This window comes from Streptomyces daqingensis (assembly GCF_014645895.1).
Lineage (GTDB): Bacteria > Actinomycetota > Actinomycetes > Streptomycetales > Streptomycetaceae > Streptomyces > Streptomyces daqingensis.
Genome location: NZ_BMMP01000004.1, coordinates 332,203 through 358,039, shown reverse-complemented (window position 1 = coordinate 358,039; position 25,837 = coordinate 332,203). Strand labels below are relative to the sequence as shown.

Genomic DNA, 25,837 nt, shown 5'->3' with positions numbered 1-25,837 from the left:
AACCCGGAAGCTAAGCCTTACAGCGCCGATGGTACTGCATGCGGGAGCGTGTGGGAGAGTAGGACACCGCCGAACTAACATTGAAAAATAGCCCCGTTGACGGATAACCCCGCCAACGGGGCTATTTTCATTGCTAGTTGAGTGCCCGTCAGAGGCGGGCGTGCATGGGAACGTCCACTCCGGGCACCCGCTGAGTCTGGGAGTGCACAAGGCGGGGTCGGCACCGAGGTGCCGGCCCCGCTTCTTCGTACCTCAAGTCCGGCGCAAGCTGCTGTGGTGGAATCGCCGCGTACGGCAGTATCTGGGCATGGCTTACACGATTCGGGCGGTACGGACCGCGGACTGGGAGAAGCTGCGCGAACTGCGGCTGAGCGCTCTCGCCGACCCGATCGCGTCCGTGGCTTTCAACGAGACGTATGAGAACGCTGCCGCGCAGAGCGACGAGTTCTGGAAGCGCCGTGCCGAGCAGGGCTCGCGAGGCCTGCTGGCGGAGACCTTCATCGGTGAGGACGGAGCGGACGGCGGCCTCTGGGCGGGGAGCGTCACCGTCCTGGACGAGGGCGACAGCGCTCACGTCGTGGGGGTCTATCTGCGTCCCGAGCACAGGGGCACCGGACTTGCCGTGTTGCTCTTCGCTGCCGCGGAGGAGTGGGCGTTGGAGCGGCCCTTCGTGACGCGCATGGTGCTGCACGTCCACGAGAACAACCCGCGCGCGGAGGCCTTCTATCGGCGCGTGGGATACAGGCGTACGGGGGCCTTCGTGAAGGATCCGAAGGCGAGCGAGTTCCGCGAGTACGAGATGATCCGCAGGCTTCCCGTCAGGTGAGGGGCGTCCGCTGACGCAGGAGCAGCAGCAAGGCGGGTGGCTAGGCGGACGGGTGTGTGGGACGTTCCGGCGACGGCAGACCCGCGCTGTCCAGGGGGAGTTCGAGGACAGTGGTGATTGGTGGGTCGAGCCGGCCGGGGGATGACCGTACGGCCATGCGGCGGCCGGGCTCGACCACGCTCTGGGTGAGGGCGTTCAGGAGCGGCATCAACTCCGGGTCGTCCCCCACCACATAGAGTGTGCCCGTTTCGGCGATGAACGATTCCAACGCGATGCGATCGGCTCGGGCTGCCGTGCACGCGTTCCGTACATGCAGCCGGGAGAGGGGCGCCAGCGCACGGCGAACCAACTCCGTTGCCTCCCTGCGGCGTTCGGGATGGCCGGTGAGGGTGGCCTCGAGTTCCCCGGCGGCTCCGGATGCTGCTTTCGGGTGGGTGCGGAGGATGTGCACGGGGTCGGTGGGTGCTGCCTTCGCGTGGGCCCAGCGGTGCACTTCGCGGAAAGGGCGGTCTTCGATGGCCGCGGCGTGCAACCAGCTGCGGAGCAGCGTCTCGGCTGCCGCGTGCACCTCGGCGTCGATGGGCCGGGGTGAGCGCAGGGGGGCGAGGAGGTCCGTCGCCCGATGCGCCGCGGTGGACTTGACGCCGCAGCCGTGGTGCGGGGACCAGCGGAGCCGGTCAGGGGTGTCGCACAGCTGGCCCGGGTCGAAGAGGTGGACGGGGCCGAGCTTCGCGCGGGAGTCTTTCGTGTCCGCCCAGAGGGCCGGGTCGGTGGTGGCCACGACCACGGCACCGGGCGCTTCGAGGACGCGGCGGTACGGGTCGGCGCCGGCATCCGCAGTAAGAGGTTCGGCGGCGTGCGGGGACAGCGCGGGAGCGGCGTCCGCGGCCTTCGAAGCAGGCTCCTGGTGCGGGATGTGCGGTTGCCTCGGCGTGGACGGATGGGCGTCTTCAGGGCCGGGGGCAGGTTCGGGGTCGGTCACGTCGGCGGGGGGTGGCGGTGACGGGAGCGGCTTGCGCAAGTCGGCTGCTGCGGTGGTCTGTTGGCCGCTGTCGTCGTGAGCGGCGCCGGGCCGGTAGCGGCGGGCTGCGCGCACTGCCCGGGCGCGGGTGACGGTGCCCACGGCGAACACCGTGAGGACGAAGGCCACCATGACCTGCCCGATGAAGACACCCCAGAACAGCCCGTAGCCGGGCAGCTGTGACGGCTTCACATGCGGCCAGGCGCCGGCCAGGTCCTGGGGTGCGGCGGCGAGGTCCCGTATGGCCATCGGGGTGCTGACGAACGTCACCCCCTCCGGCCACGACCCGTGGGCCAGCAGCCCGGCCAGGCCGGTCGCCGTCCAGGTGAGGACGGTGACGGCGAGGAGGAGGCCCAGCACGGCCATCAGCAGGCCGTCCGGGATGCCTCCGCCGCTTCCCCGGCGCGGGTCGGAAGTCCTGTTATCGCGGCGTTCCGTGGGCGGGTAGCCGTCGTAACGACTGTCGTGGCGGGGCCGGTGTTCGCGCGCCATGGCTAGGCGACGGTCGAGTTGGAGGAGGTCTTCGCCTGTTCGATGGCGAGGGCGCGCGCCTCTGCTTCGGCCTCCAGGTCCGCTTCGAGGGACGTGTCGAAGTCTTCCGGCCCCGCCGACGTCTCCGTCATGGCGCGGTCGGTGAAGACGAGGGGGCGCTCGGCTTCCGTGACGAGATGTTTGACGACTTGGACGTTGCCGTTGACGTCCCACACCGCGATGCCCGGAGAAAGGGTGGGGATGATCTCGACTGCCCAGCGCGGCAGGCCGAGGACCTTGCCGGTGGACCGGGCCTCGTCTGCCTTCTGGGCGTAGATGGTGCGTGTGGAGGCCATCTTGAGGATGGCGGCGGCTTCCCGGGCCGCAGCGCCGTCGACGACGTCGGACAGGTGGTGTACGACGGCGACGAACGACAGGCCGAGACGGCGGCCGAACTTCAGCAGCCGCTGGAAGAGCTGGGCGACGAAGGGGCTGTTGATGATGTGCCAGGCCTCTTCGACGAGGAAGATGCGCTTCTTGCGGTCCGGCCGGATCCACGTGTGTTCCAGCCACACGCCGACGATGGCCATGAGGATCGGCATGGCGATCGAGTTGCGGTCGATGTGCGAGAGGTCGAAGACGATGAGCGGGGCGTCGAGGTCGATGCCCACTGTCGTGGGGCCGTCGAACATGCCGCGCAGGTCGCCGTCGACGAGGCGGTCCAGCACGAGGGCGACGTCCAGGCCCCAGGCGCGTACGTCGTCGAGTGCGACGTTCATCGCTTCGGCCGACTCCGGACGGGGGTGCCGGAGGCGCTCGACGATGTCGGTGAGCACGGGCTGGCGGGCGGCTATCGTCGCGTTGACGTGGCTGTGGGCGACCTTCAGCGCGAAGCCGGAACGTTCGTCCAGACCGTGCCCCAGGGCCACTTCGATGATGGTGCGCAGCAGGGCGAGCTGGCCGGTCGTGGTGATCGACGGGTCGAGCGGGTTGAGGCGGATGCCCTGGTCGAGTGCCGCCGCCGGGTCGAGGCGGATGGGGGTGATGCCCATCTCCTCGGCGATGAGGTTCCACTCGCCGACTCCGTCCTCGCCCTGGGCGTCGAGGACGACGACCTGGCGGTCGCGGAAGCGCAGTTGGCGCAGGACGTACGTCTTCTCCAGCGCCGACTTGCCGTTGCCGGACTCGCCGAGCACCAGCCAGTGCGGGGCGGGGAGTTGCTGCCCGTAGAGCTGGAACGGGTCGTAGATGTAGCCCTTGCCGCTGTACACCTCGCGGCCGATGATGACGCCCGAGTCCCCGAGGCCCGGCGCGGCCGTCGGCAGGTAGACGGCCTGGGCCTGGCCGGTGGAGGTGCGCACGGGCAGCCGGGTCGTCTCCGTCTTGCCGAAGAGGAAGCTGGTGAAGGCGTCGGTGATTGCGGTCAGTGGATCGAGCGCGGCCATCGGTATTCCTTCAGCCCCTTCGGTGGGAGGTGCCGTCGCAGGGGACGCCGTACGCGCCGGCCGGGCGGGCGGCCCGCGGGTACGGCCGACCGTCCCGGGTGCGGCAGCCGTCGGTGCCGCCGGCGGTCAGGCTGTCGGTCATGGTGCGCGCCTCCTCATCGGCGGATGCCGGTCGCGAACGGCAGCGTGTTGACGAACGCCCGGTGATGCTCCCTGTCGCACCACTCCAGCTTCAAGTAGCTCTTTCCGGCCGAGGCGCGGATCGTGCGCTTGTCGCGGGCGAGGGCTTCCGCGGAGCGGGAGGAGACCGTGATGTATCCGACGAGGTTGACGCCCGCGGCACCCGATGCGAGGTCTTCGCCGCGCTGGTCGACGCGGCCGTGGGCGGCCACGTCGCGCGGGTCGATGGTGCGGTTCATCTTCGCCTGGCGGCTGGCCTCGGCGTCGTCGTTGGTCTTCTCCGTGAGCATCCGCTCGATGGCCAGCTCGGTCGGCTCCAGATCCATGGTGACGGAGACGGTGCGGATCACGTCGGGAGTGTGGACGAGCAGCGGGGCGAGGAAGTTGACGCCGACAGGAGTCATCGGCCACTCCTTCACCCACGCCGTCGAATGGCACCAGGGGGCGCGCGTGACGGACTCGCGCGTCTTGGCCATGAGGTACGTCGGTTCCGTCGCGTCGAGCTCCGCGGGCCATGCGTTGCGCTTCGACATGGCCTGCAGGTGGTCGATGGGGTGGTCCGGGTCGTACATCGAGTGGATCAGCGAGGCGAGACGGGCCTGGCCCAGCGGCTGCCGCACCCGGATGTCGGCTTCGGTGAGGCGGGCGCAGATGTCGGTGAGCTCGCGGGCCATGACGATGGCGAGGCCCTCGTCCTTGGACAGCTTCCGGCCCGCCGCTCCCGCGGAGCGCCGCGCGGCCTTGGCGATGGCGGCGCCCTCGGCGGCCAGTTCCCGCCCGTAGTGCATGCACGCGACGAGGTAGGCGCGGTGCTGCTCGCTGGAGGTGGAGACCATCGACTGGAGCTGGTCGTAGGAGTCGCGCAGCCAGACCGACGCGCGTTCGTCGCCGCGCAGCTCGACGTCCTTGGCGTGGGCGTCGGGGTCTGCCGGCAGCGTGCGGGCCAGCATCTGCAGGCGGGTGACGAAGCCGTCGCCGTTCGCGACGTGCTTGAGCAGCGTGCCGAAACGGTCGACGAGGGCCTCCTGGTCCTCGCTGTCGCGCAGCCCGACGCCCGGGCCCTCGATCTCGATCGCCGCGGTGACGGTACGACGGTCCGCGTGGAGCAGCACGGCGAGCTCGTCCGGGCCGAAGGGCGCCGTAAGCCAGTTGATGCGGCCCACGCCCGGCGGCGGGCCGATCTCGACCTCGCGCCCGTCGAGCCGGGTGCCCGCTTCGGCGGCGCCGGAGCGGTAGGTGCCGGTGTTCTTGCGGAGCATCCGGCGGTAGGAGCGGTTGATCTCGTACCACTTGTAGAACGTGCGGCCGTTGTACGGGACGTAGACCGCGGCCAGGGCCAGCATCGGGAAGCCGACGAGGGCGGGGATGCGGAAGGAGAGCACGGGGATGAGCAGGCCGCTCATCATTCCCAGGAAGGCACCCGCGATGATCAGGGCGATCTCACCGGTCTCCCGGTTCTTGCCGATCATCGCGTTGGGGCGGGCGCGGCCGATCATGTACGTGCGGCGCGGAGCGGCGCCGACGTGGGAGTGCGTCGTCATCCGCGGTCACCTCCGGTGCGGTTGCCTGTGCTCCTGGCCGGGCGGGGAGGCGTGGAGCGGTCGTGGGTGCGGGGCGCGGGGGGTGCCGGCCTGCGCGGCACGTCGCCGCCGCCTCCCCCTCGGGAGCTGTGCGCGGCCACGCCGCCGGCGACCTGACTGCCGGACCGGTTGCCGCCGGCGTCGCCGCCGCCCGACGCGGAGCCGCCTCCTCCACCGCGGGCGCTGTGGGTGTTGATGCCCTGGCGGACGAGCGCGGCGGGCGACGAGACGACCGCGGCGGCCGTACGGGAGGCCGGATCGCTGGAGGCGTTGCGGTGGTTGACGATCTCGTCCCCGAAGCCGGGGACGAAGCGGTAGATCATGGCGCTGGCGAAGATGGCGAGCAGGATGATCGCCAGGCCGGAGACGATGGCGGAGAAGGCGTTCGGGCCGTCGCTGGAGGACAGCGCGCCCGCCAGGCCGAGCACGACGACGATCACCGGCTTGACCAGGATGACCGCGATCATGATGCCCGCCCAGCGGCGGACGTGGCTCCACATGTTCTTGTCGACCAGCCCCGCGTAGACGGCGGTGCCGAGCAGGGCGCCCACGTACAACAGGGCTGCGCGGACGACGAGTTCGAGATAGAGCACGCCGGCGGCGAGGACGGAGATCAGCGAGACGACGATCAGCATGATCGGGCCGCCGCCGATGTCCTTGCCCTCCTTGAGGGCCTCGGAGAACGTCCCGAAGAACTTGTCGGTCTGGTCGGACGTGCCTGACGCGATGACGTCCGTCACGCCGTCCGTCGCGGAGACGACCGTGTAGAGGATGAGCGGGGTGAAGGCCGACGCGATGACGGTCAGCCAGAGGAAGCCGATGGCCTCGGTGAGGGCCTCGACCAGGGGGACGCCGCGGATGGCCCGTTTGGCGACGGCCAGCAGCCAGATGGTGAGGGTGAGGATCGTCGACGCGGCGAAGACGACCGCGTACTGGCGCAGGAACTCGGGGTTGGTGAAGTCGACCTTCGTCGTCTCGTTGACGAGATCGGAGAGCTTGTCGACCGTCCAGGCGGCGGCCTTGGCGCAGCCCTCGGCGAGCGAGGTGAGGGGGTCGAGGCTGCTCGTCGGGTCGGGGGCGCCGCCGCCTCCTCCGCTGCCGCCGGAGTCCTTCTGCTTCTCGCAGTACTCCCTGGCGGGTGCGACGACGCCGGAACAGTCGTCCGGCGGCGCTGCGGCGGCGCGCGTCGACAGGAGCATCACGGCGGCCGGCCCGCCGAGCGCGGCCGATGCGAGCTTGAGGGAACGAGCGTTACCGCGCATAGGTGAAGCCTCCGTATCCCTCGACGGCTTCGGCCATCTCCTTGGCTGACGAAGCTGCTTGGTCCCGGCCGACGGGCGTGGGTCCGTCCTTCTGCTTGACGTCCGAGACCTTCCAGTCGTCGCCGACCCATTTCAGGTCGTACGTGTTCGTGTGCCAGCTCTCGATGACCGGGGACTTCGAGCCTTCCCCTGCCAGGCCGAACAGGGAGGAGTACCAGACGGAGATCTTCGCCCTGGAGTCGTCGAAGGAGACGACCTTGGTGCCGACGGGGTTCGTGCGCGAGATGAAGGTGCTGCCCTGGGGCGCCTCGCCCTTCTCGCTGAGGCCGAGTTTCTTGAGGAACTCCGGGTCGGAGTAGGCCTTGTCGAGGGCGTCCTGACGCTTGTCGGCGACGTCGGGCGCGTACACGGCGGTCACGATGTCCTTCCGCGTCGGCGCGTCGAACATGCCGTCACCGCCCAGCGCCACCGCGTAGTTCGCCGCCGCGCTCTCCGCGCCCTGTTCGGACTGCGGGAAGCCGGAGGCGATTCCGGCCTCCTCGCCCTTCACCGGTTTCTGGCCGGTGGGTGCCGTGGGCCGCGCGGCGCCCGCGTCCTTGCCACCGGTGCCGCCTTCGCCGTCGGAGCCTCCGTCGCTGCGGTTGGCGAAGGCGATGGCCGCGATCAGCAGCACGACGACGCCGACGACCGTGATGAGGTTGCGTCCCGGCCGTACGGGAGGTCTGCCGCCGCCTCCCTCGCCGTCGGGGAGACGCGTGCGGGTGGTGGTGAGGCCGGACGGTCCCCGGCCGTACGCCGGGCCTCCGCCTTCCTCTCCCGTACGGTCGCGCTCGCCGTACCCCTCGCCACCGAAACTCATCCCGGACGTGCCCCCTCGAACCTCATGCTCCGTCAACTGGCGTCAGTGCATTGTCCCCTCCAACGAAGGTAGCTGTGTCACAGCCCTTGCGGGGGGCCTGTGGATAACGGGAGGCGCTCGTCTTACGATGCGGTACGCGTACGGCCTCACGCGCCCCATCTGCCCCAGAGGGCACAGGTGTTGCACAGACCCGTCACCAGCAGCCGCGCGTCTGCGCTGTGGGATCGCCTGCTTGTTCTCGTCTGGAACCGCTGAGGTGCCGTCAGCAGCGTCCACATCGGGCTACTGCGCCCTTGGTTCAACCGGCCCACTATCGGGGCCTTCATCGTCTCGGCCGGTCATGGCCTCCGGCCTCTTCGGTCACGGGCCGCGGGGGGGCTAGTTGCTCTCTTCGCCCGCGCCGAGGCTGACGCGTCCTGCGTCGTCGACGCTCCAGCCGGGGTTGTGGCAGACCTCCCAGACCACGCCGTTGGGGTCGGCGAAGTGCCCGTGGTAGCCGTCGAAGACGGGGACGGGGCGGGGGGACTTGACGAGCCGCGCCCCTGCTCGCACCGCGGCGTCGACCAGGGCGTCGACCTCGCCCGGGGAGCCGACGTTGTGCGACAGCGTCACCCCCGTGGTGCTGGTGGAGGAGACGGCCCCGTCCATGTCCTCGCGGAATTTCGACTCCTCGAAGAAGCCGAGCACCAGGCCGGGGCCCGTCTGGAAGAAGACGATCTCCCCGGGGACGTCGGCGAGCGGCACCCAGCCGAGACCGTCCCGGTAGAACCGGCGCGAGGCGTCGAGGTCAGGGGTCGCGAGGGTGACGAAATGGGTGCGCTGTTCCATGCCGGGAGTCTGGCACGGGACTTGGGGGCGTCGGCGGAGGTCAGGCCGGGCGTGCAGGGCATGCCGCCGGGCAGCCCGACCCGGCTCGTGCCGGCCGGATCGAGCCCCGGACTGCCGCGCCGCGTCCGCGGTGCCGGACGCCGCCGGTATCGTGCCGTCTCCCCGGCTGGCCTGCGTCGCCGTCCGCCTCCGCAACTCCCCCGTGCCTGCCCCGCCGTTCTGTCCACAGGCTGTGGATATCGCCGCGGCGGTGGCATCCGCGTGGGACAGGCCCTGCCGGGCCCGTCCCACAGCGGACGCGGAGGCCTCCCGCAGCGGACTGGATCGCACAGGCCGGGCCTCCGCCTCCGCCGCGTGAGCCCCCTTTCACGCGAAGCTGACGTGCTCCAGCCAGAAGTCCAACAGCGTCGCGTCGCCGAGCACTTCGACCTGATCGCTTGTGGGCGGCACGCGCCGGAAGAAGACTTGGAGGAGGTCGGTCAACGGGGCCCGCAAGGCCACGGAGGCCTTCTCGTGGCTGCGGCGCCAGCTGATGCCGCCCTCGCCCAGCGTGATCAGCCACTCCGCTGCGACGTCTGCCGCCGTGTCCGTCGCGTGCAGGTGGAGCGTCTCCCCTGCGCGCTCGTCGAGCGTACGCAGAGCCGGACGGTGCTGCTTCGCCTCCTCGCTGGCGATGATCCCCAGCCACTCGTCGATGCAGTCGGCCGCCAGGACGTGGTCGGCGTCGAAGCCGGAACCCGCGGCGAGCGCCGCGTCAGCACGGTGTACGAGCGTCTCGTGCGCCCGGCGCCGCGCCCAGAACGCCGCGCGCCCCTCCGGCACGAACGTCCACACCGCGGCCTGCGGTCCGGCGATGCGCAGCTCGTCGGAGGCCAGCTGGGCGCTCTCGGCCAGCCAGGCGTCGAGCGCGGCCGCGTCGCCGACGGCGTCGGAGGTCCTGACAGGACCGCCGCGGCCGGGCACGGCTTCGTCCGGAACGGCGTCCGCCGCCCTCGTCCGTACTATCTCGGCCGCCCACCGATGGCCGTCGCCCACGTGCACGGCCAGATCACGCAGAGCCCACTCAGGGCAGGAAGGCACGGGGGTGTCGAGAGCGGTGCCGTCGAGGATGTCGCGGAAAAGCCGGGTCTGGTCGATGATCTCGGCGCAGAAGCGCTCGTGCTCCAAAGTGGCAGGCATGATCGAAGACTAGGACTCACCACTGACAAACTCGACCCGGGTACGACCAGGACGGATCCCGCCGGATCCGGCGCCCCCCGGAACCCGGAAAGCGGAGCTGCGCCGCAGCAGCCGCGCCCGGGCGCCCGCGCGGGCCGGAGGCCGCCGCGGCCTCAGAGCTTCCGGGCGAGCGTCACGCCGTCCCTCAGCGGGAGCATGACCGACTGGACGCGGCTGTCCGCCGTGATGGTGTCGTTGACCTGCCGGATGGCCCTGTCCGCGTCGTCCTGTGCCGCCGGATCCACGACTCGGCCGCCGCGCAGCACGTTGTCCAGGACGATCAGCCCGCCGGGACGCATGCGCGGGACGAGCTCCTCGTAGTACGCCGGGTAGCCCGTCTTGTCGGCGTCGATGAAGGCGAAGTCGATGCGGGCGCCCGGCCGGAGGCCGCGGATGGTGTCCAGGGCCGGGGCGATGCGCAGGTCGACGCGCTCGCTCAGCCCCGCGCGCTCCCAGTAGCGGCGGGCGACGGACGTCCACTCCTCGGACACGTCGCACGCCAGCAGCGTGCCGCCCTCGGCGAGGCCGCGGGCGATGCAGATGGAGGAGTAGCCGGTGAACACGCCGATCTCCACGGCGAATTCAGCGCGGGTGAGGCGGGTGAGCATCGTGAGGAGCTCGCCCTCGTCGTGCGACACCTGCATCGTCGTCCCCGGCTCCAGTCCGTGGGTCTCCTCGACGAGGTCGCGCAGGACGTCGTCGGCGGGTGTGGCGTGGGCCAGCAGGTAGTCGTCCAGAGCCGGGTTCACGATGTCCATGCGCGTTCAAGTCCTCCGTACGTCCGGGCAGTTCAGGTCGCATGTGCCCGGTGCGTTTCGAAGCACACCGGGACGGCCGGATGCGACCGGTGCGTTCGAACGCATTCCGCCACCGAGCCGGAGGGGCAGGACGCCTGACCCGCGCCGCCGATGCGGTCGCGCCCGCCGCGCCGCCCGAAGTGCCTGGGCCGCGCAGCCGGAGGCCGCCCCTACACCGCCATGCCGTAGACGATTGTGAAGAGGGTGCCGAGCGAACCGATGATGAACACGCCGGTCAGGCCCGCCACGATCAGGCCCTTGCCCTGCTCGGCGCTGAAGGTGTCGCGCAGCGCGGTGGCGCCGATGCGCTGCTTCGCGGCACCCCAGATGGCGATGCCGAGGCAGAGGAGGATGGCGACGGCCATCACGACCTCGATCATGATCCGGGCCTCGTTGCCGAGCGACCCGAACGGGCCCCAGTCGGGCGCGATTCCGCCGATGATGGTGGTGATGTCGCCCTTGTCGGCCGCCAGAAACATGGTGAACTCACCGCCTCATGTCGGAGATTGATGATGCATTGAACACGCTGATCGGGAAGGAAGGATGAAGCTGGACGCTGTGCCCGCCAGGGGCACGCCTCCTCGGATTCTGTCATGAGTCGGACGGGATGGGCAGTGAACCACGCTCGTATGAGGGATGGTTGAGTGGTGCGGATGCGTGGAGCGGGACGTAAGAAGGTCTGGCTGGGCGTCGGCGGCGGGTTAGGGCTGCTGGCCGCTTTCGTGGCTCTGCTCGTGGTCGGCACGTACGTCACGGCGGCAGGCCTCGCGGGCGCGGGCGGCCGCGTGGTGGGACTGGCCAAGGGCGCCGTGCCCTCCCAGTACCAGGCGCTGGTGCAGAAGTGGGGATCGCTGTGTCCCGCGCTGAACCCGGCGCTGCTGGCGGCGCAGCTCTACCAGGAGAGCGGCTGGCGCCCGGACGCGAAGAGCAGCGCGCAGGCCCAGGGCATCGCTCAGTTCATCCCCGGCACGTGGTCGGCCCACGGCCTCGACGGGGACGGCGACGGCGACCGCGACGTGTGGGACCCGAAGGACGCCATCCCCTCGGCCGCCAACTACGACTGCAAGCTGGCCTCCTACGTGAAGGACGCCCCCGGCGACCGGACGGACAACATGCTGGCCGCCTACAACGCGGGGGCCTACGCCGTCATCAAGTACGGGGGAGTTCCGCCGTACCGCGAGACGAAGAACTACGTGTCGACGATCCGGAAGATGGAGAAGAGCTTCGCCTCCACCAAGGGACGCGTCGATCCCTCCAGGCGCGCCGCCGGTGCCATCTACTACGCGCAGAAGAAACTCGGCACGCCCTATCTGTGGGGCGGCAACGGCACGCCGGAGCAGGACGGGCGCTTCGACTGCTCCGGGCTGACCCTGGCCGCGTACAGGAGCGTGGGCGTGACGCTGCCACGGGTCGCGAACGACCAGTGGAACAGCGGGCCGCACCCGAAGCGGGACGAACTCCTCCCGGGCGACCTGGTGTTCTTCGGCAGCGATCTGAACAACTCGCGCTCGATCGACCACGTGGGCATCTACGTCGGAGGCGGCCAGATGATCAATGCGCCCTACACGGGCGCCAAGATCCGTTTCGATCCCATCGATACGCCGAACTACTTCGGAGCCACACGCCCGACGGCTGACAACTGACCGCTGACAGCTGACACCAGGCCGCCGGCCGGTCACCACGGGGCGGCCGGAACCGGCCGGGAACCATGCGGGGCCGGAAACGCTCTAAGCGTCAACTGTCCTTTCTGCAAAGGCGGTTCACTACTCTGTGGTGGTGTGACGGCCGCTCGCCGCGGGGAAGGACGACTGGATCGCATGTACGGGCCGCGGAAGATGGCGGGACGGTGAGGAGGGCGTGCAGGAACGTGTAATCATTGCGGAACGCTGGGTGAGACGTAGCCCCTGAGCTGCGGATACGGATCACCCTTCGATAACGTCCGGGTGATCGTTCGGTAAGACCGGAACGCCCGGAGCGTCGAGCGGCGTTCTCTTTACGGCGGAAGAGCACTTCCGCATCCACGGCCACGGGGGGTCGAAGCGCGGCGGACGAGCGTCGAGCAGTGCAGAGTGAGAGGTCAGCAAAGCGATGGCAGTTTGGGACGACCCGGACGTCGATCTGCTCTACGAGATCAACGGCCTGGCAGAGTCCGCCCCGACCTGGGCTGACCGGACCATGGAGTACGTCGGCGAGTACGGCATCGTCTTCGCGCTCGTGCTGCTGGGATTCGCCGCCTGGTGGCGCGTCACGCGCCGTGCGCCCTCCGGTGACGAGGCCGTCGCCGGTTTCGCGGGGCTCGTCTGGACGCCGCTGGCCGCCGCTCTCGCACTGCTGGTGAACATCCCCATCAGGAACTTCGTCGAGCGGCCCCGCCCGTTCGTGGATCACAAGGGGCTGGAAGTCCTCATCGAGGGCAAGGACGACTACTCGTTCGTGAGCGACCACTCGACCCTGGCCATGGCGCTGGCTGTCGGGATCTTCATGGTCCACCGCCGGTACGGGCTGGTGGGCATACTGCTCGCGGTCGCCGCCGGCCTCAGCCGCGTCTACATGGGCGTGCACTACCCGACGGACGTGATCGGCGGTCTCGCGCTCGGCACGGCCGTCTCGCTGCTGCTGGCCCCGGGTGCGATGTGGCTGCTGACGCCCGTCGTGCGGGCGGTCGCCGACGCTCCGCGGCTGGGCGGCCTGGTATGGGCGGCCTCGGCCCGGCGCGCCGCCGGTGCGGGCGCGGAGCGCGTGTCCGAGGGCCGCGGTGCGGGAGCAGAGGGCCGTGACTCCCCAGGTGCCGGACGGCAGCCGAGGCGCCGCAGCCCGCGCGACGACCGCGACCTGGCGGCGTAACCCGAACTGTCCGGCCCGTCAGGGCCGGCATCCCCCCTCAGCCCCCTGCGACCCTCAGCCCCCTGGATGCCAGGGCCCGGCCCGCGGCCTCCGTCCCGCGGCCACCGCCTCCCCCCGAGCGACGGACGCCTCGCGCGGGCCTCTCCGCCCCTGCGCCTCGCGCCCGGTCGTGCGGCCCCCGCGATCTCTGCCCTCCGCCGTCACGCTCCCCGCGTCCCGCGGGCTCCGTGTGCCGCTGCGTCCGCCCGGGACGTCCCCCTCGCCCGGCGTGCCGGACCGGCCCAGCCGCACGAGCAGCGGGCGTAGCTGAAGGAACCTCGTTCGACGGTCGAGGTGTTGTGGGGCCCGCCCTCTTCCCCGTCCACGTTCTCGTCCCCGTCCCCGTTCTCGTCCCCGTCCACGCCCGCGTCCTCGCGGCCACGTCCGCCCTGTCCGGGCCGCTCAGGGCCGGGGCCGCCGCCCGTTCGCTCGCGCACGTGACAACCGTAACCGTCCCCGTGACGGCAGGCCCCGGCGTCTCGTTAAGGGATCGGATCGCTGGAAGATCCCAGGTACGGAGTGCTCGTTGGGGGCGGCGGAGATGGTGGCGCAGGGGCTCGGGCGCGGTCGTGCGCGAGCTGCTACCGGCACTCTCACCGCCGCCGTCTCCTTGCTCCTCCTGGCCACCGGCTGTACGGACAACGGCACGGCGGCCGCGATCGACAAGCCGCACCCCACTCCCGCCGAGGTCGTACGAGCCGCTCCCGACGTACTGACCCGGTACGGGACTTCGCGCTCCCGCACCTCCCTGACGATGGCCAGCGGGGGGACCCGCATCTCCGTCGACGGCGAGGGCGGTTTCGACTACCGGAAGCGGCTGGGCCACCTCACGGTACGGCTGCCCGAGGGGACTTCGGGCGCGCGGCCCGGCGAGCGGCGTCTCGTGAAGGAAATCGTGGTCCCGCAGGCTCTGTACATGAAGAACCGGGGGGCGGGCGTCCCCCAGGACAAGTGGGTCCGTCTCGACACCACCGCACTTCCCGACGGCAACCTGGTCACGGCGGGTGCGACGGACGCCGTCAGCGCGGCCGAACTGCTGCGCGGCGCGCGGGAGGTGAAGTACGCGGGAAGGCGGGAGCTGGACGGGGAGAGCGTGCGCCGCTACAGGGGCACGGTCGACCTGTGGGCGGCGGCGCGGAACGCCGCCCCGCACTGGCGTGATCAGCTGACCGCGGCGGCGAAAGGGTTCTCCGAACGGGCGGTTCCGTTTGACGCGTACGTCGATGGGCAGGGGCGCCTGCGGAAGGTCAGGCACGAGTTCACTTTCGCGGGTGACGCGCGGAAAGAGCCGGGTGGGACGGAGGCCGACGGGAACGGCGGTGAGGGCGTCGCCGTTTCGTCGACGACGTGGTTCCACGGCTTCGGCGCACCGGTGACGGTCGAGATGCCCCGATCATCCGATATCTACGCGGGAAAGATCGCGCCGTTCTGAGGAGTTGCGGGGCCCATGGCTCCGCAACGGACGCCTCGGTCGCGGTCGCGGGTTCGAAATGGTCCGGATTTGCCATGCGCGGAGGGTGCGCCCGTCCCTACTGTGGGGATACACGAGGAGGTGGTGCGTGTGCCTGGCAGCGTTCCCGGTGTGCCCGGTCGTGGTTCGCGGGGTTCTGTCGTCCAGGACCACGTGGCCCTCGCCGAGATCGAGCTGTGCGGCGAGCTGATGATCGCCGCCTCGGCGGCGGAGGCGGCCGGCGAGGAGAGGCTGAGCGTGGCACGTATCGACGAGGTGCTCGGCACGGTCCCGGGCGACGTCGACGAGACGGCCTGGCGGTCGGTTCAGCGCCCGGTGGCGCGCTCCACGCAGGCCAGGGGCCAGGCTTCCGGCGGCCGGGCGGCCGCGTCGCCGCACCGGCGTTCCTGACGAGCCCCGTGGTGCCTGCGAGAGGTGGGCGAATCGTCCCGCTGTGCGCCGTAAGCGGCGTTCGTGCTCGTGTGTGATCCGCCACTTCCGCCGTGCGGGGGTCCTGGCGTTCCGGGTGTTACGTCCCGATCGGTCGCGGCGGCTAGGTGCGCAGCAGGCGCGCGACGGCTGCCGTCGCCTCCTCGACCTTCTCGTCCATCTCCGTGCCGCCCTCTTTCGCGGCGTGTGCCACGCAATGCCGCAGGTGCTCCTGCAGGAGCTGGAGCGCGAAGGACTGCAGCGCCTTCGTGGACGCCGAGACCTGGGTGAGGACGTCGATGCAGTACACGTCCTCCTCGACCATGCGCTGCAGGCCCCGCACCTGGCCCTCGATGCGGCGGAGGCGCTTGAGGTGGGCGTCCTTCTCCTTGGTGTAGCCGTGCTCGCCGGTGGCGGCGTGGGCGGCGCAGGGGTCCTCGCCGGCGGTGGTGCTCCGCCCGTCGTCGGCTCCGGCCGTCGTCATGGTGCCTCCCGTGGTCAGTGGGCGCGGGGCGGTGCGCGATCGCGTACGTAGAAGGGCCTGAAATGGCCGGAAATGCACGGTAGTACGCACTGTCCCGAAAGCCTGGAAAGATACCCCTCGTGGGTATAGCGTAGCGGATTCGGGGAGGGCGGTTCAGGGCAGAGTGAGCTATGGGCGACACTGTCTGAGGCCGCCTCGCCGTGGCCGGATGATGCGCTTAGCATCAACGAGACCGTCACCGATGGACCCCGAGGATCTCCAGTGCGCTTTCGTCTGACCCCAAGGGAGACGAGCTTCTACGACATGTTCGCGGCCTCCGCGGACAACATCGTCACGGGCTCGAGACTCCTGATGGAACTGCTCGGGGCGGAATCCTCCGCACGCGCCGAGATCGCCGAGCGTATGCGTGCCGCGGAGCACGCGGGGGACGACGCGACGCACGCGATCTTCCACCAGCTCAACTCCTCCTTCATCACGCCCTTCGACCGGGAGGACATCTACAAGCTGGCCTCCTCGCTCGACGACATCATGGACTTCATGGAGGAGGCCGTCGATCTCGTCGTGCTCTACGAGATCGAGGACCTGCCCAAGGGCGTCGAGCAGCAGATCGAGGTGCTGGCGCGTGCGGCCGAGCTGACGGCCGAGGCCATGCCGCACCTGCGCACCATGGAGAACCTCACCGAGTACTGGATCGAGGTCAACCGCCTTGAGAACCAGGCGGACCAGATCCACCGCAAGCTGCTCGCCCACCTCTTCAACGGCAAGTACGACGCGATGGACGTCATGAAGCTGAAGCAGGTCGTGGACGTGCTGGAGGAGGCGGCGGACGCCTTCGAGCACGTGGCCAACACGGTCGAGACCATCGCGGTCAAGGAGTCCTGACCACTCGTGGACACGTTCGCTCTCATCGTGACCATCGGGGTCGCGCTCTTCTTCACGTATACGAACGGCTTCCACGACTCGGCCAACGCGATCGCCACCTCGGTCTCGACGCGTGCGCTGACGCCCCGCGCCGCGCTGGCCATGGCGGCCGTGATGAACCTGGCCGGCGCCTTCCTCGGCAGTTCCGTCGCGAAGACCGTGAGCAAGGGCTTGATCGAGACGCCGCACGGGCGGAGCGGAATGGCCATCCTCTTCGCCGCGCTCGTCGGCGCGATCGTGTGGAACCTGATCACGTGGTACTTCGGGCTGCCGTCCTCCTCCTCCCACGCCCTGTTCGGCGGCATGGTCGGTGCCGCACTTGCAGGTGGCACGGTCGTCATCTGGTCCGGTGTGATCGAGAAGATCGTCCTGCCGATGTTCCTCTCACCGATCGTCGGGATGGCGCTGGGCTACCTGGTGATGGTCGTCATCCTGTGGCTGTTCCGCCGCTCCAGCCCGCACCGTGCGAAGCGGGGTTTCCGCATCGCGCAGACGGTCTCCGCGGCGGGAATGGCACTGGGGCACGGCCTGCAGGACGCGCAGAAGACGATGGGCATCGTGGTGCTGGCCCTGAGCATCGCGGATGTGCAGGACGACAAGGGAATTCCGCTGTGGGTCAAGTTCGCCTGCGCGGGAATGCTTTCGCTGGGCACGTACGCCGGCGGCTGGCGGATCATGCGGACGCTGGGGCGCCGGATCATCGAACTCGACCCGCCGCAGGGCTTCGCCGCGGAGACGACTGCCGCCTCCGTGATGTACACGGCGTCCTTCATGTTCAGCGCACCGATCTCCACCACGCACGTCATCACCTCCGCGATCATGGGCGTGGGCGCGACGAAGCGGGTCTCCGCGGTGCGCTGGGGAGTCGCCGGGAACATCGTCGCGGGATGGTTCATCACCATGCCGGCCGCCGCAACGGTGGCGGCGCTCAGCTACTGGTCGATCCTGCTCTTCTTCGGCTGACCTTCCCGGGCCGCGAGGCTCACGCAGCACGACGGGCTCGCCTCCGCTGAGCGGGGGCGAGCCCTGCTGTCGGCACCGCCGTGCGGCGCCGTGAGCCAGCGGTCACCGCGAAGGCGCGGTCGCCGTCCGCTCGGCTCGGCACCGGTGCCCGCGGATCAGCCGAAGCGGCCCGAGATGTAGTCCTCGGTGGCCTGCACCGACGGGTTGGAGAAGATCCGCTCGGTGTCGTCGATTTCGATGAGCTTGCCGGGCCGGCCGACCGCGGAGAGGTTGAAGAAGGCCGTACGGTCCGAAACCCGTGCCGCCTGCTGCATGTTGTGCGTGACGATGACGATCGTGAAGCGGGACTTCAGCTCGCCGATGAGGTCCTCGATCGCCAGCGTGGAGATCGGGTCGAGGGCCGAGCACGGCTCGTCCATCAGCAGCACCTGCGGCTGCACGGCGATGGCGCGGGCGATGCACAGCCGCTGCTGCTGGCCTCCGGAGAGACCCGAACCGGGCTTCCCGAGGCGGTCCTTGACCTCGTTCCACAGGTTGGCGCCCTTGAGGGACTTCTCGACGATGCCGTCGAGTTCCTTCTTCCTGAAGTCGCCGTTCAGGCGCAGCCCGGCCGCGACGTTGTCGTAGATCGACATCGTCGGGAAGGGGTTGGGCCGCTGGAAGACCATGCCGATGGTGCGGCGCACGGCGACGGGGTCCACGCTCGTCCCGTACAGGTCCTCGTGGTCCAGCATCACCTTGCCCTCCACCCGGCCGCCGGGGGTGACTTCGTGCATGCGGTTGAGGGTGCGCAGGAGGGTCGACTTGCCGCAGCCGGACGGGCCGATGAAGGCCGTGACGGAGCGGGGTTCGACGCTCATGGAGATGTCGTCGATGGCCCGGTGACCGCCGTAGAAGGCGGTGAGGCCGCTGACGTCGATTCGCTTGGCCATGGTGTCAGTCGCTTTCTCGGGGTGCGTGCGGGAGGGCGCGTGAGCGGGCGCCCGGGGCGTGGGGGCGGCCGGGCCGGGACTCAACGGCCCGCCCCCTTGGGCGCTTTCCAGCGGGCGATACCGCGCGCCAGCAGATTCAGGAGCATCACGAACGCGATCAGCGTGAGCGCTCCGGCCCAGGCGCGGTCGATGCTGGCCGCGTTGCCGAGCTTGTACTGGTTCCAGACGTAGAGCGGGAGCGATTCCTGCGCGCCTGAGAACGGGTTGGGGTTGATCAGCGGGTTGCCGAAGACGAGCAGCATCACGGGTGCCGTCTCGCCGGCGATGCGGGCGACGGCGAGCATCACGCCGGTGGCGATGCCGCCCATGGACGTGGGCAGTACGACCTTGAGGACGGTGCGCCACTTCGGAACGCCCAACGCCAGCGACGCCTCCCGCAGTTCGTTCGGGACGAGCTTCAGCATCTCCTCGGTGGAGCGCACCACGACGGGCATCATCAGGATCGCCAGCGCCATGGAGCCGGCGAATCCCGAGGGGCCGAAACCGAGTCCGAGGTTCCAGAAGGCGAGGACGAACAGTCCGGCGACGATGGACGGGATGCCCGTCATGACGTCGACGAAGAAGGTCACCGCCTGCGCGAGCCGGCCACGGCCGTACTCGACGAGGTAGACGGCCGTGAGCAGTCCGACGGGGGCGGCCATCAGCGTTGCCAGACCGACCTGTTCGACGGTGCCGAGGAACGCGTGGTAGACGCCGCCGCCTTCCTCGATGTTGGTCATGCCGCCCATCGAGTGGGAGAGGAAGTAGCCGTCGAGGAGTTCCGCGCCGCGGCTGACGGTCGTCCAGGCGAGGGAGACCAGGGGGACCACGGCGGCGGCGAAGCAGACCCACACGACGCTCGTCGCGACCTTGTCCCTGGCCTGGCGGGAGTCCTCGACGAGGCTCGTCAGCGCGTAGGTGACGATCACGGACAGCAGGGCGGCGATCAGCCCCTGCTGGACGCGGCTCTCCCAGCCGGCGAGGCTGCCCCCGCCGACGCCCAGGCCCACCGAGACCAGGACGACCAGCGCCGGGGTCCAGCGCGGCAGGCGCCGGCGGGCCAGGGAGGGGCCGGCGGAGGGCGGGCCGGTGACCTGCGGCCTGTCCGTCAGTGCGTTGTCGCTCATACGTGCCCTCGCTCCCGGGTGGTGCCTGCTCGGCGAAGTGCCCTTCCGTGCCTCATGCGTCGGCCCCCGAGTACTCCTTGCGGCGGGCGATGATGTAGCGGGCGGCGCCGTTGACGAGCAGGGTGATGACGAAGAGGACGAGGCCGGAGGCGATCAGCGCGTCACGTCCGAACTCGTCGGCCTCGTTGAACTTCGCGGCGATGTTCTGCGCGAACGTGCCGCTGCCGGGGTCGAGAAGGTGCCAGGTGAAGACGGAGCCGGGGGAGAGCACCGTCGCGACGGCCATGGTCTCGCCCAGCGCGCGTCCCAGGCCGAGCATCGAGGCGGAGATGATGCCGGACCGGCCGAAGGGCAGCACCGACATGCGGATGACCTCCCAGCGGGTGGCGCCCAGCGCCAGCGCCGCTTCCTCGTACATCTTCGGTGCCTGCAGGAAGACTTCGCGGCAGACGTTCGTGATGATCGGCAGGATCATGATCGCCAGCAGGATGCCGACGGTGAAGATCGAGCGTGCCGGGCTGCCCGGGTTGGACATCTCGAAGAGCGTCGTCCAGCCGAGGAACCGGTCCAGCCAGCGCGTGAGCCCGTCCAGGTAGGGGACGAGGAAGAGCGCGCCCCACAGGCCGTAGATGATGGAGGGCACCGCGGCCAGCAGGTCGATGACGTAGGCGAGCGGCGCCGCGATCCTGCGGGGGGCGTAGTGCGAGATGAACAGCGCGATGCCCACGGCGACGGGCACGGCGATCACCATCGCGATCACCGAGCTGACGGCCGTCCCGAAGGCGAGGATGCCGATGCCGAACGCGGGCGGATCCCCCTGGGGGTTCCACTCGAAGGCGGTCAGGAAGTTCGCCGAGTTGGCGGAGAGGGCGATCGACGCGCGGTAGGTGAGGAACGCGGCGATGGCCGCCATGATCACCAGCAGCGTGATGCCGGAACCGCGGGACAGACCGCGGAAGATCTTGTCGCCGGGGTGGACCGCCCTGCCCTTGACGGCGGACGGATCGCTGTCCGGCGGCGTCGGGGGCGGGGCCGTCGGGGCCGGCGAGGTGTGTGAGAGGTCCATGGTGTCTCCGGTCTGGGTCGGGGAGTCCCCTGGCGGCGGTGCACCGGACGGGCGGCCGGCGGGTACGCCGGGCAGGCCGGGGGTGGCGGGGGCGGTGGCCCGCGGAGGGGGCGGACGCCGGTGGCCGGCCCGCTGCCGGGCCGGCCACGTCACGCGCCGTGGCGGGGGAGCAGCCACGGTCCCGGCCGGGTACGGCCCGTCAGGACAGCTCCGGGATGGTGCTGCGGACCTTCTTCGCGACCTCCTCGGGGAGCGGCGCGTAACCCAGCTTCGTCAGCGTGCTCTGGCCGTCCTCACCGGCGGTGTAGGACAGGAAGGACTTGACGGCGTCGAGGGTGTTCTTCTCGTTGCCCTTGTCGCAGGCGATCTCGTAGGTGACGAGGACGATCGGGTAGGCGTTCTCGGCCTTGGTGGCGTAGTTCAGCTCCAGCGCGAGGTCCTTGCCCTTGCCGACGACCTTCGCGTCGGCGATGGCCCTGGAGGCGTTCTGGGACGTGGCCGCCACGGGCTCGCCCGCACCTGTGTCGATCTTGACGCTGTCGAGGTTGTTGGCGGTGGCGTAGGACAGCTCGAAGTAGCCGATGGCGCCGTCGGTCTGCTTGACCTGCTGGGCGATGCCCGCCGAACCCGACGCGGACTGGCCGCCCTCGGCGGGCCAGGACTTCTCGTCCTCGTACTTCCAGTCGTCCTCGGCGGCGGTGCCCAGGTACTTGCCGAGGTTCTGCGTCGTGCCCGACTCGTCGGAGCGGTGGAAGGCCTGGATGTCGGTGGCGGGGAGCTTCTTGCCCGGGTTGAGCTTCTTGATCGCCGGGTCGTTCCACTTCTTGATCTTCGAGTCGAAGATCTTGGCGAGAGTGGGCGCGTCCAGGGCGAGGTCCTCGACGCCGGAGAGGTTGTACGAGACGGCTATCGGGCCGCCCACCATCGGCAGGTTGACGCCCTGGCCGCCCTTGCAGACCTTCTTCGACGCCGCGACCTCGTCGGGCTTGAGCGCGGAGTCGGAGCCGGCGAAGGCGGTGGTGCCCTGCAGCCACTCCTGGATGCCGCCGCCGGAGCCGATGTCCTTGTAGTTGATCTGGGTGTTCCCGCACGCCGCCTGGTAGTTCTTCACCCAGGCGTCCACCGCGTTCTTCTGCGCCGTGGAGCCGGAGGCCAGCAGCTTGCCCTTGCCGTCGCACTCGATGCCGGCGGCGGCCTTCTCGGTGGTCTTCGAGGTGTTGTCGTCCGAGCCGCAGCCGGTGAGTACCAGGGCGCCGGAGACCGCGACGGCGCCGAGCGCGAGGGCGCGAAGCCGGTTCGTGCGCTGAAGCTTCACTTTCGTTCAGTTCCTTCCTGGAGCCCGCCGGCGGGGCGGCGCGCGAGACGTCTGTGGGTTCTGGCGGCCCCTGGGCGCGCTGCCCGGCAGCCGGTCGGGAGGCGGGCAGTCCGCGCTCCGTACGGCTGAAATTAGACAGATCAGGTGAAGCGGCCCACGGAGGTGAATGAACGCGCGGTGAACCTCGGCGGTCAGCTCGATGGCGCCGTGCGAGGCGGCGGAGGGGCCTGTTTTCGGGGAGTACCCGCGGGTAGGTCTTCCCCGGCGTGACCAGGCGCGGGGCGCTCCGGAGGGACTGGTTCAGGGGTCCGGGGCGGCGCCTGCGGGCCTGTTGTTCTCGGTAAGCGCGTGGCACCATCCGCTGAGTGGGCGGAAGTTGACGGGTTCTGACGGGCCGTCCGCCGCCCGCGACCCGGCAGGTGCGGCACGCATGCGGCAGTGCCTGCGGCGGACGTGACCACGAGGGGGCAAGGGTGGGCGGTACGGCGAAACACCGGGCGGTTGTGGCGGCCTGCGTGCTCGGAATGCTGGCGGTGCCCGCGGCGGGGACGGCCCACGCGGACCCGGGCGGCCGGGACGGCGGCGAGGGCGCGTCCGGTGCCAGCGGCCCGAGCCTCGAGGACGTCCAGAAGCAGATCGACCGGCTCCACGACCGGGCCGAGGCGGCGGCCGAGGCCTACAACGGCGCCGAGGAGCGGGCGAAGAGCCAGGCGAAGGCCGTGAAGAGCCTGAAGGAGAAGGCCTCCTCGCTGCGCGTGAAGCAGCGCGAGTACAAGAACACGGCCGGCGCGCTCGCCCGCGCCCAGTACCGCAGCGGCGGGATGCCCGACGAGGCCCGGCTGATCCTCCGCGAGTCACCGGAGGCGTTCATGCGTGACGCCTTCATCATGCGGAAGGGCCAGCGGGCGGCGATGGGCGTGATCACCACGCTCGCGCGCAGCGAGTTCAAGCTGGAGAAGTACGCCGACGAGGCCGCGGCCAAGCTGAAGGCGCTGGAGGCGAACCGCAAGCGGAAGGCGGCGGCCAAGAAGAAGGTCGAGAGGGAGCTGGAGCGGGCCGAACAGCTCGAATCGCGCCTTGCGAAGGACGAGTTGAAGCGGCTGCGGCAGCTGGAGGACGAGGCGGCCTGGGCGCGGCAGTCGAAGTGGCTGAAGTCCGGCGTGCTGGACGACATCAGCGGCAAGGCCTCGAAGGCGGGCAAGCGCGCGATCGCCTACGCCACGAACCAGATCGGCAAGGACTACGAGTGGGGCGCCGAGGGTCCCCGTACGTTCGACTGCTCGGGGCTGACCCTGCGTGCGTGGCAGGCGGCGGGCGAGGAGATACCGCGGACGTCGCAGGAGCAGTGGAGGCAGCTGCCGCGGGTGCCGCTGCGGGAGATGCGCCCCGGTGACCTCATCATCTACAAGCGTGACGCGAGCCACGTCGGCATGTACGTGGGCGGGGGCGAGATGGTCCACGCGCCCCGCACGGGGCGCCAGATCACCATCGCGGGCGCGGGCTCGCTGCTGATCAAGGGCGTCGTGCGCCCGGACAAATGAGGACGAACGGGCTCCGGTGTGCAGGCATATGCCATGTGACGTTTGCCGACATCCATTCCGTACATACGTGCGGGGGCGCTAGGGTCCCCTGACAGCCCGGACGACGCAGGCGCGGTGGACCAGCGCCGTTGGCCGGGCCTGGTGGCGTGCCGGCTGGCACGCGGCCGCACCCTCGGGGGGAGGGAAGGAAGCACACATGCCCGTAGGCGTGCCACGCGAAGACGCGGTGTCCGCGTCGCCGCGCGCGTCTGTACCGCGTCAGGCCGGTGGGCCCGGCCGGGCCGCGGCGCCCGCGAAGAGCGGGCTGTCGCTGCTGGTCATCGAGGACAGCCGCGCCGGAGGGCGCAGCGTCCCGGAGATGCTCGACGCCGCAGGCGGATACCTCCCGGGAGACCGGCTCTCCGACGCTTCGGGCGAGCGCATCAAGGTACGGACGGCGCGCAACCTCACCGAAGCCGAACGGCTGCTGACCGACGACGTGCAGTGCATCCTGCTCGACCTCGCCCTCACCGGCGCCCAGGGCGGAGCCACCGCCCACGAGTCAGGTGCGGAGGAGGCAGGGCGGGGAGCCGGCGCGGCGGCCGGAGCCCACGACGCGGACCGGCCCGGCGAGCGGGACGGAGAACAGTCGGACGAGCTGGAGATGCTGCGGCACGTGCTGCGTCTCGCCCCGCGCCACGCCGTACTCGTACTGACGGACGGCGCCGACGCGGAGCGCGCCGCCGAGGCCGTGCGGGTCGGCGCCCAGGACTACCTCTTCCGCGACGAGCTGGACGGACGGCTCCTCAATCGCGCCATCCGGTACGCCGTCGAACGCAAGCGCTCCGACCTGGCTCAGCGGCAGCTCACCGAGTCCCGGCTGCGCGCCCAGGAGAACGCGCGGCTGGAGCGTGGGCTGCTCCCGACACCGCTCCTCGCGGGCAGTGAGCTGCGCTTCGCCGCCCGCTACCGCCCCGGACGCTCCCGCGCCCTGCTCGGCGGCGACTTCTACGACACCGTGCGCACCGCCGACGGCACGGTCCACGCGATGATCGGTGACGTGTGCGGCCACGGCCCCGACGAGGCCGCTCTCGGCGTCGAACTGCGCATAGCCTGGCGGGCGTTGACGTTCGCCGGCCTCTGCGGTGACCAGCTGCTGGGGACGCTGCAGAAGGTGCTGGAGAACGAGCGTCCGAGCGACGAGGTCTTCGCGACCCTCTGCACGGTCGACATCTCCCCCGACGGGCGCCGGGCAGGGGTCTGCCTCGCCGGGCACCCCTCGCCGCTCGTCGCCGGCGCGGGAGGCACCGCACCGAGGCTGCTGCCGTACGACGACAGCGGTCCCGCACTGGGAGTGGTGCCGCGGGCCCGTTGGCCGCGGCGGCAGGTCGAACTGGGCCGGACCTGGAGCCTGCTGATGTACACCGACGGCCTCATCGAGGGCCATGTCGGCGAGGGGCGCCAGCGTCTCGGGCAGGAGGGGATGCTGGAGATCGTCACGGCGCGCATGGCGCAGGGGGCCCACGGCGAGCAGCTGCTCGACGCGACGATGGAGGACGTGCGGGGCCTGAACGGCGGCGAACTCACCGACGACGTCGCGGTGCTGCTCCTCGACCGAGGATGAACCGCGACCGGCGGGAGTGAACGGGGAAGCGCGGGAGCGGACCGGGGGAGGCGGGGTCACCGCTACCGGAGGGAGTTCACCGCGTCCGGCGCGAGTGAACGGCGGAAGGCGAAGCGCTGCGCGGTCAACCGTGTCCGTCGACGAGCCGGCTCCCCGGCTCAGCGGCCGTTGAAGGGCCCGTAAGGCCCGTCGCTGCTGCTGCCGCCCTTGCGCGGGCCGTTCCCGCTGACCTGCTTGAGGGCGGGGCGGACGTCGACGATGTAGACGATCGTCGCGATCAGGCCCGCCACCTGCAGGAAGAGGATGTTGAACATGTTCGCCGCGATGGTCAGGCCGAGAATGATCAGCCAGAAGACCTTGCTCTGCTTGCTCGCGGCGGCGTAGGCGCCGGTCGGACGCATCGCGCCGTCGATGAAGGCGAACACCGCCATGGCCAGGAGCACCATGGAGATAATCCCCAGCACTCCGAAGAACCCCTCCATCATCACGTCCACATCCCTGCGCGTTCGTAAGTGTCCTGAGTCGGTGAGCCGCTGAGCGTACCGGCCTGTCCGGCGGTCGCCCGTCGCCCCGTGAGCGGCTCGCCCTGCCACCGTA

The 25,837-nt window shown here is 70.3% G+C and carries 26 protein-coding genes and 1 rRNA gene; 10 read left to right on the top strand and 17 right to left on the bottom strand.

Annotated elements, in window-relative coordinates:
* Both rrf and IEY56_RS08740 read left to right on the top strand, forming a co-directional pair.
* Positions 1 to 75: ribosomal RNA gene (gene rrf, locus IEY56_RS29200) — 5S ribosomal RNA — on the top strand; the annotation flags it as partial.
* 232 nt (positions 76 to 307) lie between these two features.
* Entirely contained in the window at positions 308 to 826 is a 519-nt protein-coding gene (locus tag IEY56_RS08740) for a GNAT family N-acetyltransferase (protein ID WP_189036519.1), read from the top strand.
* A gap of 40 nt (positions 827 to 866) precedes the next feature.
* Here IEY56_RS08740 and IEY56_RS08735 read toward each other — a convergent pair whose 3' ends face one another.
* The 10 genes from IEY56_RS08735 to IEY56_RS08695 all read right to left on the bottom strand — a co-directional run bounded on the left by IEY56_RS08735 (position 867) and on the right by IEY56_RS08695 (position 10,966).
* The gene (locus IEY56_RS08735; protein WP_229711718.1) at positions 867 to 2,339 is read right to left on the bottom strand and encodes a site-specific integrase; all 1,473 of its coding nucleotides are present in this window, start codon (positions 2,337 to 2,339) and stop codon (positions 867 to 869) included.
* Between the two features lie 2 nt (positions 2,340 to 2,341).
* Positions 2,342 to 3,763 carry an ATP-binding protein gene (locus tag IEY56_RS08730; RefSeq protein WP_189036518.1) on the bottom strand — a complete coding sequence of 474 codons (1,422 nt, stop codon included), beginning with the start codon at positions 3,761 to 3,763 and terminating at the stop codon, positions 2,342 to 2,344.
* Positions 3,764 to 3,773: 10 nt separating this feature from the next.
* Positions 3,774 to 3,905, bottom strand: a complete 132-nt coding sequence (locus IEY56_RS28815; RefSeq protein ID WP_268241317.1) for a hypothetical protein — start codon at positions 3,903 to 3,905, stop codon at positions 3,774 to 3,776.
* A gap of 13 nt (positions 3,906 to 3,918) precedes the next feature.
* Positions 3,919 to 5,484 (bottom strand): SCO6880 family protein, encoded by a 1,566-nt coding sequence (locus IEY56_RS08725; protein WP_189036517.1) that lies wholly within the window; start codon positions 5,482 to 5,484, stop codon positions 3,919 to 3,921.
* Positions 5,481 to 6,785, bottom strand: coding sequence for a hypothetical protein (locus IEY56_RS08720; protein WP_189036516.1), 1,305 nt, complete (start codon positions 6,783 to 6,785; stop codon positions 5,481 to 5,483). Before IEY56_RS08720 ends, IEY56_RS08725 begins: the two co-directional genes overlap by 4 nt.
* Positions 6,775 to 7,644 (bottom strand): DUF8175 domain-containg protein, encoded by an 870-nt coding sequence (locus IEY56_RS08715; RefSeq protein ID WP_189036515.1) that lies wholly within the window; start codon positions 7,642 to 7,644, stop codon positions 6,775 to 6,777. Before IEY56_RS08715 ends, IEY56_RS08720 begins: the two co-directional genes overlap by 11 nt.
* A 378-nt stretch (positions 7,645 to 8,022) precedes the next feature.
* Complete coding sequence (locus tag IEY56_RS08710; RefSeq protein ID WP_189036514.1) at positions 8,023 to 8,472, bottom strand: VOC family protein; 450 nt, start codon at positions 8,470 to 8,472, stop codon at positions 8,023 to 8,025.
* 366 nt (positions 8,473 to 8,838) lie between these two features.
* Positions 8,839 to 9,651 (bottom strand): maleylpyruvate isomerase N-terminal domain-containing protein, encoded by an 813-nt coding sequence (locus tag IEY56_RS08705; protein WP_189036513.1) that lies wholly within the window; start codon positions 9,649 to 9,651, stop codon positions 8,839 to 8,841.
* Positions 9,652 to 9,803: 152 nt separating this feature from the next.
* A complete protein-coding gene (locus IEY56_RS08700; RefSeq protein WP_189036512.1) occupies positions 9,804 to 10,448 on the bottom strand; it encodes an O-methyltransferase in 645 nt (214 codons plus the stop codon).
* A 209-nt stretch (positions 10,449 to 10,657) separates the two neighbouring features.
* Positions 10,658 to 10,966: a DUF8827 family protein gene (locus IEY56_RS08695; RefSeq protein WP_045862030.1), complete on the bottom strand. Its 309-nt coding sequence runs from the start codon at positions 10,964 to 10,966 to the stop codon at positions 10,658 to 10,660.
* A 174-nt stretch (positions 10,967 to 11,140) separates the two neighbouring features.
* Between IEY56_RS08695 and IEY56_RS08690 the strand changes: the two genes are divergently transcribed.
* Together IEY56_RS08690 and IEY56_RS08685 are read left to right on the top strand one after the other, a co-directional pair.
* A complete protein-coding gene (locus IEY56_RS08690) occupies positions 11,141 to 12,130 on the top strand; it encodes a C40 family peptidase (RefSeq protein ID WP_189036559.1) in 990 nt (329 codons plus the stop codon).
* Between the two features lie 445 nt (positions 12,131 to 12,575).
* A complete protein-coding gene (locus IEY56_RS08685) occupies positions 12,576 to 13,331 on the top strand; it encodes a phosphatase PAP2 family protein (protein WP_189036511.1) in 756 nt (251 codons plus the stop codon).
* A 200-nt stretch (positions 13,332 to 13,531) separates the two neighbouring features.
* On the opposite strand, the gene IEY56_RS08680 is transcribed toward IEY56_RS08685, so the two are convergent.
* Positions 13,532 to 13,807, bottom strand: a complete 276-nt coding sequence (locus IEY56_RS08680; RefSeq protein ID WP_189036563.1) for a hypothetical protein — start codon at positions 13,805 to 13,807, stop codon at positions 13,532 to 13,534.
* Between the two features lie 104 nt (positions 13,808 to 13,911).
* Between IEY56_RS08680 and IEY56_RS08675 the strand changes: the two genes are divergently transcribed.
* The gene (locus IEY56_RS08675) at positions 13,912 to 14,802 is read left to right on the top strand and encodes an SCO4651 family lipoprotein (RefSeq protein WP_189036558.1); all 891 of its coding nucleotides are present in this window, start codon (positions 13,912 to 13,914) and stop codon (positions 14,800 to 14,802) included.
* 129 nt (positions 14,803 to 14,931) lie between these two features.
* Positions 14,932 to 15,231, top strand: coding sequence for a hypothetical protein (locus IEY56_RS08670; protein ID WP_189036562.1), 300 nt, complete (start codon positions 14,932 to 14,934; stop codon positions 15,229 to 15,231).
* 142 nt (positions 15,232 to 15,373) lie between these two features.
* Here IEY56_RS08670 and IEY56_RS08665 read toward each other — a convergent pair whose 3' ends face one another.
* Positions 15,374 to 15,733, bottom strand: a complete 360-nt coding sequence (locus IEY56_RS08665; protein WP_189036510.1) for a metal-sensitive transcriptional regulator — start codon at positions 15,731 to 15,733, stop codon at positions 15,374 to 15,376.
* Positions 15,734 to 15,994: 261 nt separating this feature from the next.
* On the opposite strand from IEY56_RS08665, the gene IEY56_RS08660 reads away from it, so the two are divergent.
* Positions 15,995 to 16,615, top strand: a complete 621-nt coding sequence (locus IEY56_RS08660) for a DUF47 domain-containing protein (RefSeq protein ID WP_045862025.1) — start codon at positions 15,995 to 15,997, stop codon at positions 16,613 to 16,615.
* Positions 16,616 to 16,621: 6 nt separating this feature from the next.
* Positions 16,622 to 17,617 (top strand): inorganic phosphate transporter, encoded by a 996-nt coding sequence (locus IEY56_RS08655; protein WP_189036509.1) that lies wholly within the window; start codon positions 16,622 to 16,624, stop codon positions 17,615 to 17,617.
* A 155-nt stretch (positions 17,618 to 17,772) separates the two neighbouring features.
* On the opposite strand, the gene pstB is transcribed toward IEY56_RS08655, so the two are convergent.
* The 4 genes from pstB to pstS form a co-directional block, all read right to left on the bottom strand.
* The gene (gene pstB / locus IEY56_RS08650) at positions 17,773 to 18,549 is read right to left on the bottom strand and encodes a phosphate ABC transporter ATP-binding protein PstB (RefSeq protein WP_189036508.1); all 777 of its coding nucleotides are present in this window, start codon (positions 18,547 to 18,549) and stop codon (positions 17,773 to 17,775) included.
* Between the two features lie 80 nt (positions 18,550 to 18,629).
* Complete coding sequence (gene pstA / locus IEY56_RS08645) at positions 18,630 to 19,715, bottom strand: phosphate ABC transporter permease PstA (RefSeq protein ID WP_189036507.1); 1,086 nt, start codon at positions 19,713 to 19,715, stop codon at positions 18,630 to 18,632.
* A gap of 52 nt (positions 19,716 to 19,767) precedes the next feature.
* Complete coding sequence (gene pstC, locus IEY56_RS08640; RefSeq protein WP_189036506.1) at positions 19,768 to 20,781, bottom strand: phosphate ABC transporter permease subunit PstC; 1,014 nt, start codon at positions 20,779 to 20,781, stop codon at positions 19,768 to 19,770.
* Positions 20,782 to 20,980: 199 nt separating this feature from the next.
* A complete protein-coding gene (gene pstS, locus IEY56_RS08635; protein ID WP_189036505.1) occupies positions 20,981 to 22,096 on the bottom strand; it encodes a phosphate ABC transporter substrate-binding protein PstS in 1,116 nt (371 codons plus the stop codon).
* 524 nt (positions 22,097 to 22,620) lie between these two features.
* Between pstS and IEY56_RS08630 the strand changes: the two genes are divergently transcribed.
* Positions 22,621 to 23,637: a C40 family peptidase gene (locus IEY56_RS08630; protein WP_189036557.1), complete on the top strand. Its 1,017-nt coding sequence runs from the start codon at positions 22,621 to 22,623 to the stop codon at positions 23,635 to 23,637.
* A 196-nt stretch (positions 23,638 to 23,833) separates the two neighbouring features.
* Positions 23,834 to 25,240 carry a PP2C family protein-serine/threonine phosphatase gene (locus IEY56_RS08625; RefSeq protein ID WP_189036504.1) on the top strand — a complete coding sequence of 469 codons (1,407 nt, stop codon included), beginning with the start codon at positions 23,834 to 23,836 and terminating at the stop codon, positions 25,238 to 25,240.
* A 158-nt stretch (positions 25,241 to 25,398) separates the two neighbouring features.
* Here IEY56_RS08625 and IEY56_RS08620 read toward each other — a convergent pair whose 3' ends face one another.
* Positions 25,399 to 25,728: a DUF2516 family protein gene (locus tag IEY56_RS08620; RefSeq protein WP_189036503.1), complete on the bottom strand. Its 330-nt coding sequence runs from the start codon at positions 25,726 to 25,728 to the stop codon at positions 25,399 to 25,401.
* Positions 25,729 to 25,837 lie beyond the last annotated feature (109 nt).

Coding starts and splice junctions, on each gene's coding strand:
- IEY56_RS08665 (WP_189036510.1), bottom strand. CDS start 15,733: ATGACGACGGCCGGAGCCGACGACGGGCGGAGCACCACCGCCGGCGAG.
- IEY56_RS08720 (WP_189036516.1), bottom strand. CDS start 6,785: ATGCGCGGTAACGCTCGTTCCCTCAAGCTCGCATCGGCCGCGCTCGGC.
- pstC (WP_189036506.1), bottom strand. CDS start 20,781: ATGGACCTCTCACACACCTCGCCGGCCCCGACGGCCCCGCCCCCGACG.
- IEY56_RS08690 (WP_189036559.1), top strand. CDS start 11,141: ATGCGTGGAGCGGGACGTAAGAAGGTCTGGCTGGGCGTCGGCGGCGGG.
- IEY56_RS08695 (WP_045862030.1), bottom strand. CDS start 10,966: ATGTTTCTGGCGGCCGACAAGGGCGACATCACCACCATCATCGGCGGA.
- IEY56_RS08735 (WP_229711718.1), bottom strand. CDS start 2,339: ATGGCGCGCGAACACCGGCCCCGCCACGACAGTCGTTACGACGGCTAC.
- IEY56_RS08740 (WP_189036519.1), top strand. CDS start 308: ATGGCTTACACGATTCGGGCGGTACGGACCGCGGACTGGGAGAAGCTG.
- IEY56_RS08630 (WP_189036557.1), top strand. CDS start 22,621: ATGCTGGCGGTGCCCGCGGCGGGGACGGCCCACGCGGACCCGGGCGGC.
- IEY56_RS08725 (WP_189036517.1), bottom strand. CDS start 5,484: ATGACGACGCACTCCCACGTCGGCGCCGCTCCGCGCCGCACGTACATG.
- IEY56_RS08675 (WP_189036558.1), top strand. CDS start 13,912: ATGGTGGCGCAGGGGCTCGGGCGCGGTCGTGCGCGAGCTGCTACCGGC.
- IEY56_RS08730 (WP_189036518.1), bottom strand. CDS start 3,763: ATGGCCGCGCTCGATCCACTGACCGCAATCACCGACGCCTTCACCAGC.
- IEY56_RS28815 (WP_268241317.1), bottom strand. CDS start 3,905: ATGACCGACAGCCTGACCGCCGGCGGCACCGACGGCTGCCGCACCCGG.
- pstB (WP_189036508.1), bottom strand. CDS start 18,549: ATGGCCAAGCGAATCGACGTCAGCGGCCTCACCGCCTTCTACGGCGGT.
- IEY56_RS08685 (WP_189036511.1), top strand. CDS start 12,576: ATGGCAGTTTGGGACGACCCGGACGTCGATCTGCTCTACGAGATCAAC.
- IEY56_RS08705 (WP_189036513.1), bottom strand. CDS start 9,651: ATGCCTGCCACTTTGGAGCACGAGCGCTTCTGCGCCGAGATCATCGAC.
- IEY56_RS08710 (WP_189036514.1), bottom strand. CDS start 8,472: ATGGAACAGCGCACCCATTTCGTCACCCTCGCGACCCCTGACCTCGAC.
- IEY56_RS08625 (WP_189036504.1), top strand. CDS start 23,834: ATGCCCGTAGGCGTGCCACGCGAAGACGCGGTGTCCGCGTCGCCGCGC.
- pstA (WP_189036507.1), bottom strand. CDS start 19,715: ATGAGCGACAACGCACTGACGGACAGGCCGCAGGTCACCGGCCCGCCC.
- IEY56_RS08700 (WP_189036512.1), bottom strand. CDS start 10,448: ATGGACATCGTGAACCCGGCTCTGGACGACTACCTGCTGGCCCACGCC.
- IEY56_RS08715 (WP_189036515.1), bottom strand. CDS start 7,644: ATGAGTTTCGGTGGCGAGGGGTACGGCGAGCGCGACCGTACGGGAGAG.